Here is a 15,843-nt window from a genome sequence, read left to right as displayed (position 1 = left end):
AAATTGATAGACTGCATCAATGGATAAGTAAAATGGACCCGCAGGCAAAAATCATTCGATTGGAGAAAGAGCTGGCCCGGTTGCGGTTGCGTCTGGACGAACCGCCAAGGGCCTCGGCTGGCTTCACGCCGCCCGCCGCCTTGCCCCAGGAGGGGGAGCTGCTTTTTCAAACCATGTTCCAGGTGGCAGCGGTCGGCATGACCCTGACCAGCCTGGACCATCGCCCCATGGAGATAAACCCGGCCATGCAGCGCATGCTGGGTTACAGCGCCGAAGAATTGAAAACCATGACCATACCGGATTTCACCCATCCGGATGACATCCAGCGGGAACAGGCCATCGTGGCCGCCCTGATGAACAGCGAAGATCATCAGCAGGTGCACTATGAAAAGCGTTACATCCGCAAGGACGGGGGAATGGTCTGGGCGGAGCTGGCCCTGAGCATCGTGCGCAACGCGGACGGCAGCCCCAAATACAACCTGGTCATGGTCGAGGACATAACCGCCCGCAAGGAGGCGGAGGAAAAAGTAAAAAATTACGAGGAGCAGCTGCGCTCCCTGGCCACCGAACTGTCCCTGGCCGAAGAAAGGGAAAAGCGCAAGGCGGCGTCCTATCTGCACGACCGGGTGGCCCAGAACCTGTCCCTGGCTGTGATGAAGCTGGAGTTGTTGGGCCAGGTCCCCGGCCAGGCGCCTCTGGCGGAGTCTCTGGACCAGGTAAAAAAGATGATCCAAGAAGTCATCGCCGAGACCAGGGCCACCATCCTGGATCTCAGCCCGCCGGTGCTCCAGGACCTCGGCTTGTCGGCCGCCCTGGAATGGCTGGCCGACCGCATGTGCGACCTGTATGGCCTGGAGGTCGTCTTGAAGGAATCCGACCTGGAGGAAAACCTTACCCACGATTTGGGCGGTTTCGTGATCAGGTCCGTTCAGGAGCTCTTGTACAACGTGGCCAAGCACGCCGAGACCCCCAAGGCCTGGGTAAGCATCGCCCGGTTCAGCAACCAGTTGCGCCTGGTGGTGAGCGACCATGGCCGGGGCTTTGACTACCGGCCCAACGACACCCAGACCGAATCGGGCGGCGGGTTCGGCCTGTTCAGCTTGAAGGAGCGCCTGCGCCATTTGGGCGGACGCCTGCAGGTGCACAGCCAGGTGGGCAACGGCACCCAGGTGGCGCTCATCATTCCGCTGGACATCAGGATTTCCGCCAAGAGAAATATGGAGTAACTATATTGAATTTAAGGTTATTGTTAGTTGATGACCACAAACTGATGCGCCAGGGCCTGCGCTCGCTATTAGAGCCCCAACCGGACTTGACCGTGGTGGACGAAGCGGATGACGGCGCCGGCGCCCTGCGCATTTGCCAGAGCCTCAAGCCGGACATCGTATTGATGGACATCGCCCTGCCGGATATGAACGGCATCGAGGCCACCCGCCGCATAAGGCAGGCTTGCCCCCACACCAAGGTCATCGGGCTGTCGGTGCACCGCGACCGGCAATACGTGGAAGGCATGCTTAAGGCCGGCGCTTCGGGATACCTGCCCAAGGACAGCGGCTTGGGCGAGCTCTTGAACGCCATAAAGGCGGTCAGCCAGGGCCACACCTACCTGAGCCCCCAGGTGACCGGCACCCTGGTCCGGGGCTACATCCAGGAAGATGACGACCAGGCCCGGCAAAAGGCGGCGAGTCCCTTGTCCCAAAGGGAAAAGGAGGTGTTGCAGCTTCTTTCCAAGGGCATGACCCGTTCCCAGATAGCCGACGCCTTGAACTTGAGCCCGCGAACGGTGGAAACCCACCGCCGGCGCATCATGGAAAAACTGGACCTCAGCAGCACCGCCGCCTTGATCAAGTTTTCTATCCGAGAGGGCATTACTTCCCTGGGCGACTAACGAAATTGTTGTACGGGAACCCCTTACAACCCCATCTGGTTACTCCTTAATAAAAGACGTATTCCCTGCATTGTAATCCCCCTCGTTTCGGTGCCATGCTTAAAGCCTATAGAGATGCATAGAAAGTATCGATGTCATTTATGACATAGGTACTCCGGCTGGTGAGCGCTACCGGATCTCGACACCGACATACTGGGTTTGTAACTGAAAATACGCGAACTTTAGGGGAACGCCGTCCAATTATGGAGCAGGAAACCGCGCAATACACCGTCACCGGCAGAAAGGTGACGGACATTGACCGGGCCTTTGAGGCCCAGGTCAAGGGCGTGGTGGTGCTCACCAGCCGCCTGGATGAGCGCCTGACGGGCATGACCGCCTCCTGGTTCACCCGCGCGGCGGAGCAGCCTTTTCTGGCCGTGGCCTGCGTTTACAAAGAGAACTTCAGCCACGGCATCATCCGCCAGAGCAAGGCGCTGGCCGTCAACTTCCTGGGCGAGGGACAGCAGGACCTGGCCCGCTGCTTTGGCCGCCAATCCAGCCGTCAGGTGGACAAGTTCGCGGGCCTCGAGTTTTTTACCGGCCGCAACGGCTGCCCCGTGCTGGCCGAAGCCGCGGCCTATCTGGAATGCCGCCTGGTGGACGAAATGGACGCCCGCGACCACACCGTTTTTCTGTGCGAGGCGCTGGCGGGGCGGGTGTTGCGCTCCACCAGGGGCCTGGTTTACGACCGCCGGGACTACCTGCCCGGCCAAGGATGAAGATGACTACTTATCGGATCGAGATCGAACGGATACTGGAAGAGGGCGTCTGCCCCTTCGGCTACCAGGTGGGCCAGGTGTTCGAATTCCCGGTGGGCCCGCGCACCGAAACCTTCCCCAGCTTTTGCGGTTGGGCCTACCACGAGATGTTTCCGGTGCTGGTCGCTCTCAAGTACGGAGCGCGTCTTCCCTTTTGCCGGGACGAGCGCGCCGCCCGGGTAACCTGTTCCGACGCCAAGAATCCGGTGGTTTTCAAAGTCAGTCTGGTTGAATCGACTGTTTCCGATGGCGGGCCCAAGGGCTAGGGCCTTTGGGCGGGTCAAGGGTATTTTTTTTTAGAGGCGAGGAGAGACATGAAGGCAAAAAAATGTTGGTTGAGTTGTTTGGCGCTGGCCCTGGCGGCGACCTTGGCGCTGGCGGGCCCGGCCCTGGCCGCCGGCAAATTCGTGGACGACGGCAAACTGGTTTACTCGGTGTACACCGATATCCAGACCATGGACCCCCACGTGGCCTTTGTCTGGTATTCCTGCACCATTACCCGCAACACCCATGAGGGCCTGTTGCAATACGACCTCAAGGACTACTCAATAAAGCCCCTGCTGGCCGAGTCCTGGAAGCTTGACGAAAACGGCGGCACTTTCAAGCTGCGCAAGGGGGTCAAGTTCTCCGACGGCAGCGAGTTCGACGCCGCGGCGGTGAAGTTCAACCTGGAGCGCATCAAGGCCATCAACAAGGGCCCGGCCACCTGGGTCAAGGACATCAAGGAAGTCAAGATCCTCGACAAGCACACGGTGCGCCTGGAGACCACCAAGAACTGGGCCTTCCTGGAGGACGTGCTGGCCGCTCCCTGGTGCTTCATCATGGTCAGCCCCACCGCCATCAAGAAAAATGCCACCAAGGACGACCCCTGGGCCACCAAGTGGATGCACGACCACACCGCAGGCACCGGCCCCTACGTGGTTGAGAAGTGGGCCCCCAATCAGTACATCAAGCTGGTGCGCCACAAGGGCTACTGGCGCGGCTGGGACGGCAAGCACTTCAGCGAGGTGGTCTACCAGGTCAACAAGGAAGACTCCACCGAGCGCATGCTCATCACCAAGGGCGCGGTGGACATGATCAACGACATGACCGCCGAGTACTGGGACGTGTTGGCCGCCGATCCCCACATCAAGGTCAAGACCTTCCCCTCCCTGGCCGAGCAGTTCATCCTGATGAACAACGCCCGTGGCCCCCTGGCCGACGAGAACATGCGTAAGGCCGTGACCTACGCCGTGGACTACGAGGCCTGCCGGGCCGTGGTCAACGCCTCGGCCAAGGGCCTGTTGGTGGGCACCCCCATCAAGCGCGACGTGGCCAAGGCCAAGGCCTTCAAGGCCAAGAGCGCCTACGCCGGCAAGGAAGTCACTCTGAAGCTCTGCTACGTGAGCGGCATCGAGAACCATCGCAAGTGGTCGCTGATCCTGCAGGACAACCTGAAGGATATCGGGGTCAAGCTGGACATCCAGTCCATGACCTGGCCGGCCTTCGCCAAGCAGGTCTACGGCACCCCGGACGAGGCGGCCGACCTGTATCCCTTCTACGCCTCCTCCATCATCGCCGACCCCTACGGCGTGCTCTACAAGGTCCTGGATTCCCACAGCCTGCAAAAGGGCGGGGCCAACCTGGGATATAAGAACGCCCAGTTCGACGCCCTGATGGACAAGGCCTCCCAGACCATCGACCGGGCCAAGCGCATGAGCATCTATGAGCAGGCCCGTCTGCTGCCCGAGAAGGACGCCACTTACCTGTGGCTGTTCATGCTGCCCTACGTGGCCATCTACCGCGACAGCGTGGGCGTGTACGACTACACCCAGATCGGCGACGCCCTGGGCAACATGTTCTATTTCTACGACTACTACCGGAAGTAAGAGCCAGCCCCCGAGGGGGGCGCCAAGCGCCCCCCTCGTTTAGCAAGTTTCGCGCGTGAACCGTCAGGGATTGCGAATTCGCCCATGAGCAGCATGCTTCTGCAAAAAATACTGCGGCGCATCATCACCATAGTGCCGGTGATCGTGCTGGCTATGACCGTGGTGTTTTTTGTCTCCCACATGGTTCCCTCGGACCCCGCCCGGCTCATCGCCGGGCAGTACGCCTCCGAGGAGCAGGTGGCCCAGATCCGGGCGGAGTACGGCCTGGACAAGCCCCTGCCCACCCAATACCTGATCTATCTGCGCGACACCTTCACCGGCCGTTTCGGCAAATCCATGCACACCCGCCGGCCGGTGATGGAAGACATCGAAGAGTTTTTCCCCGCCACAATGGAACTGGCCCTGGTGAGCATGTTCATCGTGATCGTGGTGGGGGTGCCCCTGGGGGTGGTGTCGGCGGTGCGCAAAGACCACCTATCCGACCACGCCTCGCGCCTTTTCGCCTTGGGAGGGGTGTCGGTGCCGGTGTTCTGGCTGGCCATCCTCATGCAGCTGTATTTCTATTTCAAGCTGGGCTGGCTGCCGGTAGGCGACCGTCTCACCTACGGCCTGGCGCCACCCACTGACATCACCGGGCTCTATATCCTGGACAGCCTTTTGACCGGCAACTGGCAGACTCTGGGCGATTCCATCCGCCACATCATCCTGCCCGCCGCGGCGCTCAGCATAAGCTCCATGTCCTCAGTGGTGCGCCAGACCCGCAGCGAGATGCTCAAGGTGCTCAAGGAAGACTACGTGGTGTTCCACAAGGCCTACGGCCTGGCCCGCTGGCGGGTGATCTACAAGTACGCCCTGCGCAACGCCCTGACCCCTACGGTCAGCCTGGTGGGCCTGGTGTTCGGGCTCTTGTTGGGCGGATCCTTCCTGGTGGAGACGGTGTTCAACTGGCCGGGCATCGGCCAGTACGTGGCCCAGTCGGTGCTTTCCAGCGATTTTCCAGCCATCATCGGGGCCACCATGGTGGTTACCCTGAGCTACGCCTTGGTCAACCTGCTGGTGGATGTGGTCTACATGCTTATCAACCCCAAGGTGCGGCTATGAGAGGCCTGGCCACCATAGTGCGCAGCGATTCCTTCCGCTACGCTACCTACTCCCTGCGCCGTTCGCCCCTGGCCATGGTGGGCATCGGCATGATCCTGGTGGTGGTGCTGGTGGCGGCCTTCGCCCCGGCGGTGGCACCCCACCCGGAGCAGGTCTACAAGGTCAATCTCAAGCAGAAGCTGCTGCCCCCCAGCGCCGAGCATTGGTTCGGCACCGACGACATGGGACGCGACGTGGCCAGCCGCATGGTCTACGGCGCCCGCATCAGCCTGAAGATCGCCTGCGTGGTGGTGCTTCTGGCCGCCACCATCGGCTCGCTGCTGGGGCTTATCTCCGCCTACATGGGCGGCTGGTTGGGCGGGTCGATCATGCGGGTGACCGACGCCTTCCTGGCCTTCCCGCCCCTGGTGCTGGCCTTGTCCATCCAGGCGGCCCTGGGGCCCAGCGTCACCAACACCATGCTGGCCCTGGCCCTGGTGTGGTGGACCTGGTACGCCCGGCTGGTGCGGGGCCAGGCCCTGGCCATCAAGGAGGAGCTGTTCATCGAGAGCGCCCGCATGCTGGGGGCCTCGCGCGTGCGCATCATGTTCCGCCACATCCTGCCAAACTGCACTGGGCCCATCATCGTGCAGGCCACCCTGCAGATGGGCTACGCGGTGATCACCGCCGCGGGCCTGGGCTTTTTGGGCATCGGCGCCCAGGAGCCGGCGCCCGAGTGGGGGTTGATGGTGGCCACCGGGCGGGCCTTCATCCCCAAGTGGTGGTGGATGTCCACCTTCCCCGGGTTCGCCATTTTCTGGTTCGTGCTGGGCTTCTGCCTGTTGGGCGACGCCATCCGCGACATCTACGAGCGGAGCTGAGACATGGGCTCGGCCAAGCAAGAGATGCTTTTACAGGCGAAAGGGCTGCGCACCCACTTCACCACCCACGAAGGTTCCTTCGACGCGGTGGCCGGGGTGGAGCTCGGCATAGCTCCTAACCAGGCGGTGGGCCTGGTGGGCGAAACCGGCAGCGGCAAATCGGTAACCGCCCTGTCCATTTTGCGCTTGGTGCCCGAGCCGGCGGGGCGCATCACCGAGGGGCAGGTGCTGTTCCAGGGCCGCGATCTGCTGTCCCTGAGCGACCGTGAAATGCGCCGGGTCCGGGGCGGGGCCATCTCCATGGTCTTCCAGAAGCCCATGAGCTCGCTCAACCCCACCTTCAAGATCGGCACCCAGATGGCCGACATCATCTGCCTGCACCAGGGGGTGGACCACAAGGAGGCCCTCCAGCGCGGCGCGGCGCTGTTGGCCAGCGTACGCATGTCCGACCCCGAGCGCATCCTGGACCGCTACCCCCACGAGCTTAGCGGCGGCATGCGCCAGCGGGTGATGATCGCGGTGGCCCTGAGCTCCAACCCCGCGCTGATCATCGCCGACGAGCCCACCACCGCCCTGGACGTGACCATCCAGAAACAGATTCTGGAGCTCATCGCCCAGACCAGGCGGGAACACGGTTTCTCCATGTTGTTCATCAGCCACGACTTGCGCACGGTCTACAACACCTGCGACTACATCTACGTGATGTACGCCGGGCAGATCGTGGAGCACGGGCCGGTGGACGAGGTCTTCCTGCGGCCCCGCCACCCCTATGTGGAGGCGTTGCTCAGCAGCCTGCCCCTGCTGGCCGCCCGGCAGGAGATGCTCAACGTGATCCCCGACACGGTGCCCAGCCTGTTGCACCCGCCCTCCGGCTGCCGCTTCCACCCCCGCTGTTCTTATGCCGACAACATCTGCCGGAGCCGCCCGCCGGAAATGATCGAGCCCTCGCCGGGGCACTGGGCCGCCTGTTGGCGCAATCAAGCGGAGGTGGCCCATGCCTGATCTGGTGCGCGTGGAAGGGCTGCGCAAGCGCTTTCCCATCGCCGGGCTCTTCGGGCGGCCCAGCGGCTACGTCTCCGCCGTGGAGGACGTGAGCTTCTCCATTCCCCATGGCTCCACCCTGGGCCTGGTGGGGGAGAGCGGCTGCGGCAAGACCACGGTGGGGCGCCTGCTCTCGCGGCTCATCGAGGCCGACGAGGGCCGCTTCGAGTTGGGCGATCAGGAGATTCTGGCCAAAAGCGCCCGGGAGATGCACAAGGCCAAGCGCGACATCCAGATGGTGTTCCAAGACCCCCAGGCCTCTCTCAATCCGCGCATGACCGTGCGGGGCATCCTGCGCGAGCCCTTCGTGGTGCACCATTTGGTGGCAAAGCGCCAAATCGAGCAAGAGGTGGACCAACTCATCTCCATGGTGGGCTTGAGCCCGGAGCACCTTAACCGCTACCCCAAGGAGCTATCCGGCGGCCAGCAGCAGCGGGTGGGCATCTGCAAGGCCGTATCCCTGAAGCCGCGCTTTCTGATCTTGGACGAGCCCACCAGCGCCCTGGACGTCTGCGTGCAGGCCCAGATACTCAACACCCTCAAGCGCATCCAGCGGGAGATGGACATGACCTGTCTGTTCATCTCCCACGACCTCAGCGTCATCCACCAGATGAGCGACAACATCGCGGTGATGTATTTGGGACAGTTGGTGGAGATGGCCTCCAACGAGCGCATCATGCGCCACACCCTGCACCCCTACACCAGGGCCCTTTTCTCGGCCATACCCACCCTGCCCGGCGAGGAGCGGGCCCTGGACATCACCCTGGCGGGCGACGTGCCCAACCCGGCCGACCCGCCCTCGGGCTGCCGTTTCCATCCCCGCTGCGCCGAGCGGGCCGCGGTTTGCTCGCGCCAGGCCCCGCCCTGGCGCCAGGCGCGGCCCGGTCATTGGCTGCGTTGCCACCAGAGCCCGGACACGGGCTCCGCCACCAACAAGGAGTAGGACATGAAGCTCAACCTGCTGGGCATATCCGCCAGCCCCCGGGGCAAGGCCAACAGCTATTACCTCTTGACCCAGGCCATGCAGGCGGTGCGCGAGAGCGAGCCCGAAGCCGAGATCACGGTCTACGATTTCAAGAACAAGACCTTCGGCGGCTGCATCCACTGCTACGGCTGCCGCAAAAAAGGCCACGAGGGCCAGTGCACCATCAAGGACGACTACCAGGAGCTGGCCGACTTGTGGGTCCAGGCCGACGCCATAATCTATTCGGTACCGGTGTACCACATGTCCATACCCGGCCAGCTCAAGTGCTTCATAGACCGTTTGGGCCAGTCGGGCATAACCAAGTCCCTGCCCTCGGCCTCACAGACGGGCTTCACCAAGTCGCTCAAGCCCATGGGCATCATCAGCCAGGGCATGCACATCTTCTCCGGCCAGGAGCACGCCATCACCGAGCTGGTCAACCACGCCCTGCTCATGGGCTGTTTGCCCGTGGCCGGCAACCTCTGGCAGGGCTATCTGGGGGCCAGCGGCTGGACCGAGTGCCTGGCCGACCGCAAGGCCCTGGCCCAGCTCAGCGAGCAGGGCACCATCGGCGCCCAGGCGGCGGTGGACGCGGCCCGCACCCTGGGGCACAACGTCATCACCCTGGCCCAGGTGGTGCGCGCGGGACGCGAAGTGGTGTTCGGCCAGGGGAAGGACTAGGGGTCATGAAAAAAATCCTGCTGGCCGATATGGACAAGTGCAACGGCTGCGAGTTGTGCGTGGACGCCTGCTCCATGAGCCACGGCGGGTTCTGCTCCCTGAGCAACTCGCGCATCCGCATCTTGCGCGAAGAGCCCACCGCCCAGTTCGCTCCGCTGATGTGCGAGCAGTGCGGCGAGCACCCTTGCCAGGACGCCTGCCCGGTCAAGGCCATCGTCTTCGACCCCGAGCTGTCTCTGCTCACCGTGGACCCGGAGCTCTGCGTGGCCTGCGGGGATTGCGTGGAGGCCTGCCCCTATCAAGGCATCTTCCTGGGCGAGGAGACGGCCCTCAAGTGCGACCTTTGCGGCGGGGACCCGGCCTGCGCGGGGCTTTGCCACACCGGCGCCTTGCGGGTGGTCGAGGTCAGCCCCCAGACCGTGGCTTCGGGCCTGGACCGCAAGCAAGCCAAGCTGCATTTCATAGAGAGGAACCGCCATGCCCATTGATCTCGGATTCAAGATCGCCCGCATAGATCTGAGCAATTGTCAGGTCAGGGTAGAACGGCTGGAAGCGGACACCTTCGATCTTTTGATCGGCGGACGGGGGCTGGCGGCCAAGCTGCTGTTTGAGGGCCAACCGGCCGGGGCCGACCCCCTGGGGCCGGACAACCAGCTTATCTTCGCCACCGGCAAGCTAGTGGGCACCCCGGTGCCCACGGCGGGCCAGACCACCATCACCAGCAAAAGCCCGGCGACGGGGCTCTACTTCAAGTCCAACACCGGCGGCGCCTGGGCCAAGGCCCTGCGCCGGGCGGGCTGGGACGCGGTGGTGTTCACGGGCGTCAGCGAGCGGCCGGTGTACGTGACCATCGATGACGACCAGGTGGAGATCCACGACGCCGGCGAGCTGTGGGGCAAGACGGTGCGCGAGACCGAGGCCTGGCTGCATCGGGAGCTTCGGGGCCAGGGCTGGGACAACGCCACCATCGGCCAGGCCGGGGAAAACCTGGTCAACTTCGCCTGCGTGATGACCAACCTGTTCCACGCCGCCGGCCGGGGAGGCCTCGGCGCGGTGATGGGCTCCAAGAAGCTCAAGGCGGTGTCGGTGCGGGGCACCGGCAAGACCCCGGTGGCCGATCCCACGGCCTTGCGCCGGGAAATCGAGGCGGTGCTGGCCAAGATTGACGGCACCGTCAAGGCCAAGCTCTACGTGGACTACGGCACTTCGGCCACCGTGGAATACGTCAACGAGAGCTGGTCCATGCCGGTGAACAACTTTCAGAAGAGCCACATCGAGGACGGCCATCTCATCAGCGGCTCCTACCTGGACGAAAAGCGCTACATGCGCAAGGGCAGCGCCTGCTCGGCCTGTCCCCTGGGCTGCCACAAGTACTCCGAGGTGCGCCAGGGCGTTTTCCGGGGCAAGAGCGGAGGGCCGGAATACGAGACCCTGGCCGCCCTGGGGGCCAGCCTGGGCATCAACGACGTGGAGGCGGTGCTGCGCGGCAACGAGCTGTGCAACGACTACGGCATGGACACCATCAGCGCCGGCGGAGCAGTCGGCTGGCTGCTGGAGTGCGTGGAGCGCGGGGCCTTGCCCCCGGGCGCGGCCGGGGATTTGGACCTGAGCTGGGGCAACGGCGAGACCATGGTGGAGTTGCTGCACTGGATCGCCCACCGGCAGGGCATCGGCGACCTGCTGGCCGAGGGCACCCGCATCGCCGCCGAGCGCACCGGGGGCGATTCCTACCAGTGGGCGGTGCAGGCCAACGGCCTGGAGCAGTCGCGGGTGGACACCAGGGTGGCCAAGGCCTACAGCCTGGCCTTCGCGGTGAACCCCCGGGGGCCGGACCATCTGCACGCCCAGCCCATGGCCGAGTTCGGCCACTTCCCCGAGGCCCGCGAGCTGGTCAAGCGCATCCTGGGCCGCGAGGAGGAATGCACCGGTACCACGCTGAAGGGCAAGCCCGAGCTGGTGCGCTGGCACGAGGACATGTTCGCCCTTACCGACTCCCTGGGCATCTGTTCCTTTGCCACCACCTCGTCCTATATCGTGTCCCTGGAGTCCCTGGCGCTCATGGTCAGCGCGGCCCTGGGCGTGGAAATGAGCGGCGAGGAGCTGCTGGAGCGCGGCCGCCGCTGCGTGGTGCTGGAGCGCTGCTTCAACCTGCGCGAGAAGCCGAACCGCAAGGACGAGCTGCCCTGGCGGCTGATGAACGAGCCCATCTCCGAAGGGCCCCTGGCCGGGCACGTGAACTCCGCCCAGGAGCTGGGCGGGCTGTTGCGCCAATATTACCGGCTGCAGGGCTATGACCTGGAGACCGGCAGGCCCACCCGCGAGTTGCTGGGCCGCTTGGAACTGGCCGAGGGAGTCAAGGGCCTGGATGACTGGGCGCAAACCTTGCCCTAGAGAGGGAGCCGTGGAAGTAAGCGCGCAAATGGTGGAGGCCCTGGTCATGGGCGGGGCCTTTTTGGGCGGCGGCGGCGGCGGATCGACCGAGGAGGGCCTGCGCCTGGGCCGGTTGGCCCTGGAGCTGGGCACCCCGATCATCCTCGAACTGGATGACATGGACCCCGCCGCCTGGGTGGCCACGGTATCCATGGTGGGGGCTCCGGCCGCCCAGGAGGCGTTCCTGGAGCCCATGGACCATGTGCGCGCCCTGGGCAAGCTGGCGGAAAACCTGGACGCCCCCCTGGGGGGTATCATCTGCAACGAGATGGGCGGGCTGGCCTCGGTGAACGGACTGTTGCAGTCGGCCGTGCTGGGGCTGCCGATGATCGACGCCCCCTGTAACGGTCGGGCCCACCCCATCGCGGCCATGGGCAGCATGGGCCTGCACCTGATGGAGCGCTACGTTTCGGTGCAGGCCGCCTGCGGCGGCAATCGCGAACAGGGCCGCCGCTTGGAAATGGTGGTCAAGGGTGGCCTGGAGAACTGCTCGGCCATGGTGCGCCAGGCGGCGGTGCGGGCGGGCGGCCTGGTGGCGGTGGCACGCAATCCGGTGCAGTGCGCCTGGCTGACGGAACATTGCGCGGTGGGTGCCATGGCCATGGCCCAAAAGCTGGGCGAGATGCTTCTGGCGGAAGCGGCGGCGGGGCGCAAGGCCGCCGCCGTGTCCGATTTTCTGGGGGGAGCCGTATTGGCCACGGCCAAGGTGGAGCAAAAGGAGCTGGTGACAAAGGGCGGCTTCGACTTGGGAAGCCTGGTGTTGGCCAGCGGGCACGAGCTGGTGTTCTGGAACGAGTACATGCTGGTGGAGCGCCGGGGCAAGGTGCCTTTCTCCTTCCCCGATCTCATAACCACCCTGGACGCGGCCAGCGGACTGCCGGTGAGCAGCGCCGAGGTTGGCCTGGGCCAAGAGGTGATTCTGGTGGGAGCCCCGGCGGGGTCGTTGCTTCTGGGGGCAGGAGCGCGTGATACTGAATTATGGCGGCGGGCCGAGGAGGCCATAGGTAGTCCCTTGGGGGCCGACGCCGCGGGAGACGTCAATGCTGCCTGAGATCATGGAAGCGGCCGACCTGCTCGACGACGCGCGGGTGGACGGCGACAAGGTGGCCGGCTGGCTGGCCCAAAAAGGCTTGGACCAGGTGGAGGTCCACCGGGTGCAGGGCCCCCAGGGACACACCGACTTTATCAAGGCGCGCCTGATCTCCCCCGAGCCCGGCCCGGTTCTGGGCATCGTGGGCCGCCTGGGAGGCATCGGAGCCCGGCCCGAGCGCATCGGCATGGTTTCCGACGCGGACGGCTGCATCGTGTCCCTGGCCTGCGCCGCCCGCCTGGCCCACATGGCCAGGCGGGGCGACGGCCTGCCCCAGGGCGGGGTGATCGTGGCCACCCATATCTGCCCCAACGCCCCCACCCAGCCCCATGAGCCCACCCCCTTCATGGGCTCGCCGGTGGACATGGCCCAGATGAACCGCATGGAGGTGGACTCGGCCATGGACGGCATCCTCTCGGTGGACGCCACCAAGGGCAACTGGGTGGTCAACCAGAGGGGATTCGCCATCACCTCCACCGTCAAGGAGGGCTGGGTGCTCCGGGTCAACGAGCGGCTCCTGGAGCTGATGCGCTTCGTCAGCGGCCGCCTGCCGGTGGTGTTGCCCATCAGTACCAGCGACATAACTCCCTACGGCAATGGAGTGCACCACGTGAACAGCATCATGCAGCCCGCCATAGCCACCAGCGCCCCGGTGGTGGGAGTGGCCACTACCTCCGTGGTTCCGGTGGCCGGGTGCGCCACCGGGGCCAACCAGCTAGGCGACCTGGATGAGGCGGGGCGTTTCTGCCTGGAGGTGGCCAAGGAGTTCACCGCCGGGCGCCTCAGCCTGCACGACCCGGAGGAGTTCCAGCGCCTGAGCGAGCTCTACGGCAGCATGGGCCATCTGCAAGGCCTGGGTGGCCGGAAAGGCTAGGGCCGCGTCCACCTGTTTAAACTGATTTCCCAGCGAGGAGCGGCGATGAAGCAGATCCAAACCGTGTGGGTGGTGGGTGCCGGGGCCTTGGGCTCGGTGCTGGCCGCCCTGTTGCATCTAAACGGCAAGGCCCAAACCTATCTGCTGGGGGCCAGCCCTCATTGGCAAAAGGTACGCGACGAGGATCTGCTCTTGCAGCAGCCCGGCCGCGACGACCGGCGGATTCCCCTGCAAACTTGCGCTTGGGATGAGGTGCCTGAACTGGGCGCGGGACACGCGGTGCTCTTGACCGGCAAGGCCACGGACCTGCCCCAGGTCTGCGCCAGGCTGCGGCCCAAGCTGGGCCGGGAGGCCCTGGTCTTTACCCTGCAAAACGGCCTGGGGGTGCGCGAGATGGCCGGGGGGCTCCTGGAGCGCCCGGTGGAGGCGGGGGTGGCCCTGTTCGGAGCGCGCAGCGTGGCTCCGGGACAGGCGTTCTTCTTCGGCCCCGGCCGCTTGATTCTCAGCGCGGGCCCGGCGGCCCAGGCCCTGAGCGAGGTGCTGGCCAGCGAAGACCTAGTCTGCGAGCAGACCGAGGATTATAAAAGCGCCGAGTGGTTCAAGCTGGCGGTCAACTGCCTGGCCAACCCCTTGGCGGGCATCCTCAACCTGCCCAACCACCAGCTGATCAGCCCGACGCTGGACCCGGCCAAGGAGGCGCTGTTGAGCGAGGTCAAGGCGGTGGCCTTGGCCGAGGGGGTGGAGGTGGAGCTGAGCGTGGAGCGCTTCAACCAGATGTTGCGCGGCGACAACGTGCCCTCCATGCGCACCGACATCGACCGCGGCCGTCCCTCGGAGATCGATTTCATCAATGGGGCCATCGTGCGTCTGGCCGCCAAGCACGGCCTGACGGCTCCGGCCAATCAATTGGTTACTTCCCTTATCAAATGCCTGGCCGGTTGAGCCAAGGCGGACATCGCGCTTGAACAACCGCCGCCGCATCGGCGGCCATGAGCGGGAAGGAGAGGAAGGCCATGCTTATCGGGGTTCCCACGGAGATAAAGAACAGCGAGAACCGGGTGGGCCTGGTGCCCGCCGGGGTGAGCCTGCTCAAGCGGGCGGGTCACGAGGTTATGGTTCAGGTCGGAGCCGGGCTGGGCAGCGGCATCAGCGACCAGGAGTTCGCCGAAGCCGGGGCCGAGATGGTGGAGGGCGCGCCGGAGATCTACGGCCGGGCCGAGATGATCATCAAGGTCAAGGAGCCTCTGCCCCCGGAATACGGCCTCATCCGCAAGGGGCAAATCATCTACGCATATCTGCACCTGGCCCCGGACCCGGCCCAGACCCGGGCCCTGGTGGATTCGGGCTGCATCGCCGTGGCCTATGAAACCATCCAGCTGCCCGACGGTTCCCTGCCCCTGCTCACCCCCATGAGCGAGGTGGCCGGGCGCATGGCCACCCAGGTGGGGGCCAGCTACCTTACCAAGTCCCACGGGGGCATCGGCACGCTGCTGGGCGGGGTGCCGGGGGTGGAACGCGGGGTGGTGACCATCATCGGCGGGGGCGTGGTGGGGTCCAACGCGGCCAAGATTGCGGTGGGCATGGGAGCCCGGGTGTATCTGCTGGACCTCAACCCCCAGCGCCTGGCCTATCTGGAGGACATCTTCGGCAACGGCATCGAGACGGTGATGTCCAACCACAAGAACATCGAGCGCCTGGTGGCCGCCTCGGACCTGGTGATCGGATCGGTGCTCATCCCCGGGGCCAAGGCGCCCTGGCTGGTGTCGCGGCGCATGATCAAGGCCATGCGCCCCGGCTCGGTGGTGGTGGACGTGGCCATAGACCAGGGCGGCTGCTTCGAGACCAGCCACCCCACCACCCACCAGGACCCGGTTTTCCTGGTGGACGGGGTGATCCACTACTGCGTGGCCAACATCCCCGGCGACGTGGCCCGCACCTCCACCTTCGCCCTGACCAACGTGACCCTGCGCTACGCCCTGGCCATCGCCGACCACGGCCTGGAAAAGGCCGCGGCCCAGGACCCGGCCCTGGCCAAAGGCATCAACGTGTACATGGGCAAGGTAACCTGCCCCGGCGTGGCCCAGGCCCTGGGGTGCGAATGCGCCGACCTGGATTCCTGCTTGGCCTCGGGGGCCTGAGCCGGGCCGCCTGCACAACGCCGCCGGGCGAAAAGCAAGACAAGACCACGGTCCGGGCCGCAAGGCTCGGGCCGGTTTTTTAGCTATAAAGCTAAATAGAGAAAAAGTATT

General features: G+C 64.9%; 16 protein-coding genes. All 16 read left to right on the top strand.

Annotated elements, in window-relative coordinates; all coding sequences use genetic code 11:
- The first annotated feature begins 32 nt into the window (after positions 1 to 32).
- The 16 genes from AACH32_RS14830 (at position 33) to ald (ending at position 15,732) form a co-directional block, all read left to right on the top strand.
- Positions 33 to 1,226 (top strand): sensor histidine kinase, encoded by a 1,194-nt coding sequence (locus AACH32_RS14830; protein WP_338601099.1) that lies wholly within the window; start codon positions 33 to 35, stop codon positions 1,224 to 1,226.
- Positions 1,227 to 1,231: 5 nt separating this feature from the next.
- Complete coding sequence (locus AACH32_RS14825) at positions 1,232 to 1,888, top strand: response regulator transcription factor (RefSeq protein WP_338601097.1); 657 nt, start codon at positions 1,232 to 1,234, stop codon at positions 1,886 to 1,888.
- A 242-nt stretch (positions 1,889 to 2,130) separates the two neighbouring features.
- Positions 2,131 to 2,646 (top strand): flavin reductase family protein, encoded by a 516-nt coding sequence (locus AACH32_RS14820; RefSeq protein ID WP_338601095.1) that lies wholly within the window; start codon positions 2,131 to 2,133, stop codon positions 2,644 to 2,646.
- A gap of 2 nt (positions 2,647 to 2,648) precedes the next feature.
- Positions 2,649 to 2,951 carry a TIGR04076 family protein gene (locus AACH32_RS14815; RefSeq protein WP_338601092.1) on the top strand — a complete coding sequence of 101 codons (303 nt, stop codon included), beginning with the start codon at positions 2,649 to 2,651 and terminating at the stop codon, positions 2,949 to 2,951.
- Between the two features lie 48 nt (positions 2,952 to 2,999).
- Positions 3,000 to 4,553 (top strand): ABC transporter substrate-binding protein, encoded by a 1,554-nt coding sequence (locus tag AACH32_RS14810; protein ID WP_338601090.1) that lies wholly within the window; start codon positions 3,000 to 3,002, stop codon positions 4,551 to 4,553.
- Between the two features lie 84 nt (positions 4,554 to 4,637).
- Positions 4,638 to 5,654 (top strand): ABC transporter permease, encoded by a 1,017-nt coding sequence (locus AACH32_RS14805; protein WP_338601087.1) that lies wholly within the window; start codon positions 4,638 to 4,640, stop codon positions 5,652 to 5,654.
- Positions 5,651 to 6,514 carry an ABC transporter permease gene (locus AACH32_RS14800; RefSeq protein ID WP_338601084.1) on the top strand — a complete coding sequence of 288 codons (864 nt, stop codon included), beginning with the start codon at positions 5,651 to 5,653 and terminating at the stop codon, positions 6,512 to 6,514. Before AACH32_RS14805 ends, AACH32_RS14800 begins: the two co-directional genes overlap by 4 nt.
- Positions 6,515 to 6,517: 3 nt before the next feature.
- A complete protein-coding gene (locus AACH32_RS14795) occupies positions 6,518 to 7,516 on the top strand; it encodes an ABC transporter ATP-binding protein (protein WP_338601081.1) in 999 nt (332 codons plus the stop codon).
- Positions 7,509 to 8,498, top strand: a complete 990-nt coding sequence (locus tag AACH32_RS14790; protein ID WP_338601078.1) for an ABC transporter ATP-binding protein — start codon at positions 7,509 to 7,511, stop codon at positions 8,496 to 8,498. Before AACH32_RS14795 ends, AACH32_RS14790 begins: the two co-directional genes overlap by 8 nt.
- A 3-nt stretch (positions 8,499 to 8,501) precedes the next feature.
- Entirely contained in the window at positions 8,502 to 9,200 is a 699-nt protein-coding gene (locus AACH32_RS14785) for a flavodoxin family protein (protein WP_338601075.1), read from the top strand.
- A 5-nt stretch (positions 9,201 to 9,205) separates the two neighbouring features.
- The gene (locus AACH32_RS14780; protein ID WP_338601072.1) at positions 9,206 to 9,688 is read left to right on the top strand and encodes a 4Fe-4S dicluster domain-containing protein; all 483 of its coding nucleotides are present in this window, start codon (positions 9,206 to 9,208) and stop codon (positions 9,686 to 9,688) included.
- Positions 9,678 to 11,591 carry an aldehyde ferredoxin oxidoreductase family protein gene (locus tag AACH32_RS14775; protein ID WP_338601070.1) on the top strand — a complete coding sequence of 638 codons (1,914 nt, stop codon included), beginning with the start codon at positions 9,678 to 9,680 and terminating at the stop codon, positions 11,589 to 11,591. Before AACH32_RS14780 ends, AACH32_RS14775 begins: the two co-directional genes overlap by 11 nt.
- A 10-nt stretch (positions 11,592 to 11,601) precedes the next feature.
- The gene (locus tag AACH32_RS14770; protein ID WP_338601067.1) at positions 11,602 to 12,681 is read left to right on the top strand and encodes an S-methyl thiohydantoin desulfurase domain-containing protein; all 1,080 of its coding nucleotides are present in this window, start codon (positions 11,602 to 11,604) and stop codon (positions 12,679 to 12,681) included.
- Positions 12,671 to 13,594: a DUF1177 domain-containing protein gene (locus AACH32_RS14765; protein ID WP_338601064.1), complete on the top strand. Its 924-nt coding sequence runs from the start codon at positions 12,671 to 12,673 to the stop codon at positions 13,592 to 13,594. Before AACH32_RS14770 ends, AACH32_RS14765 begins: the two co-directional genes overlap by 11 nt.
- A 45-nt stretch (positions 13,595 to 13,639) precedes the next feature.
- Positions 13,640 to 14,536: a ketopantoate reductase family protein gene (locus AACH32_RS14760; RefSeq protein WP_338601061.1), complete on the top strand. Its 897-nt coding sequence runs from the start codon at positions 13,640 to 13,642 to the stop codon at positions 14,534 to 14,536.
- Positions 14,537 to 14,607: 71 nt separating this feature from the next.
- Positions 14,608 to 15,732 (top strand): alanine dehydrogenase, encoded by a 1,125-nt coding sequence (gene ald / locus AACH32_RS14755; protein WP_338601059.1) that lies wholly within the window; start codon positions 14,608 to 14,610, stop codon positions 15,730 to 15,732.
- Positions 15,733 to 15,843 lie beyond the last annotated feature (111 nt).

Origin of the sequence: Desulfoferula mesophila, from assembly GCF_037076455.1 — a bacterium.
GTDB classification, from domain to species: Bacteria; Desulfobacterota; Desulfarculia; order Desulfarculales; family Desulfarculaceae; genus Desulfoferula; species Desulfoferula mesophila.
The sequence above is the reverse complement of the archived record's forward strand: the minus strand, read 5'-3'. Positions and strand labels throughout refer to the sequence as shown.

Coding starts and splice junctions, on each gene's coding strand:
- AACH32_RS14805 (WP_338601087.1), top strand. CDS start 4,638: ATGAGCAGCATGCTTCTGCAAAAAATACTGCGGCGCATCATCACCATA.
- AACH32_RS14800 (WP_338601084.1), top strand. CDS start 5,651: ATGAGAGGCCTGGCCACCATAGTGCGCAGCGATTCCTTCCGCTACGCT.
- AACH32_RS14830 (WP_338601099.1), top strand. CDS start 33: ATGGACCCGCAGGCAAAAATCATTCGATTGGAGAAAGAGCTGGCCCGG.
- AACH32_RS14760 (WP_338601061.1), top strand. CDS start 13,640: ATGAAGCAGATCCAAACCGTGTGGGTGGTGGGTGCCGGGGCCTTGGGC.
- AACH32_RS14820 (WP_338601095.1), top strand. CDS start 2,131: ATGGAGCAGGAAACCGCGCAATACACCGTCACCGGCAGAAAGGTGACG.
- ald (WP_338601059.1), top strand. CDS start 14,608: ATGCTTATCGGGGTTCCCACGGAGATAAAGAACAGCGAGAACCGGGTG.
- AACH32_RS14775 (WP_338601070.1), top strand. CDS start 9,678: ATGCCCATTGATCTCGGATTCAAGATCGCCCGCATAGATCTGAGCAAT.
- AACH32_RS14815 (WP_338601092.1), top strand. CDS start 2,649: ATGACTACTTATCGGATCGAGATCGAACGGATACTGGAAGAGGGCGTC.
- AACH32_RS14790 (WP_338601078.1), top strand. CDS start 7,509: ATGCCTGATCTGGTGCGCGTGGAAGGGCTGCGCAAGCGCTTTCCCATC.
- AACH32_RS14780 (WP_338601072.1), top strand. CDS start 9,206: ATGAAAAAAATCCTGCTGGCCGATATGGACAAGTGCAACGGCTGCGAG.
- AACH32_RS14765 (WP_338601064.1), top strand. CDS start 12,671: ATGCTGCCTGAGATCATGGAAGCGGCCGACCTGCTCGACGACGCGCGG.
- AACH32_RS14810 (WP_338601090.1), top strand. CDS start 3,000: ATGAAGGCAAAAAAATGTTGGTTGAGTTGTTTGGCGCTGGCCCTGGCG.
- AACH32_RS14795 (WP_338601081.1), top strand. CDS start 6,518: ATGGGCTCGGCCAAGCAAGAGATGCTTTTACAGGCGAAAGGGCTGCGC.
- AACH32_RS14785 (WP_338601075.1), top strand. CDS start 8,502: ATGAAGCTCAACCTGCTGGGCATATCCGCCAGCCCCCGGGGCAAGGCC.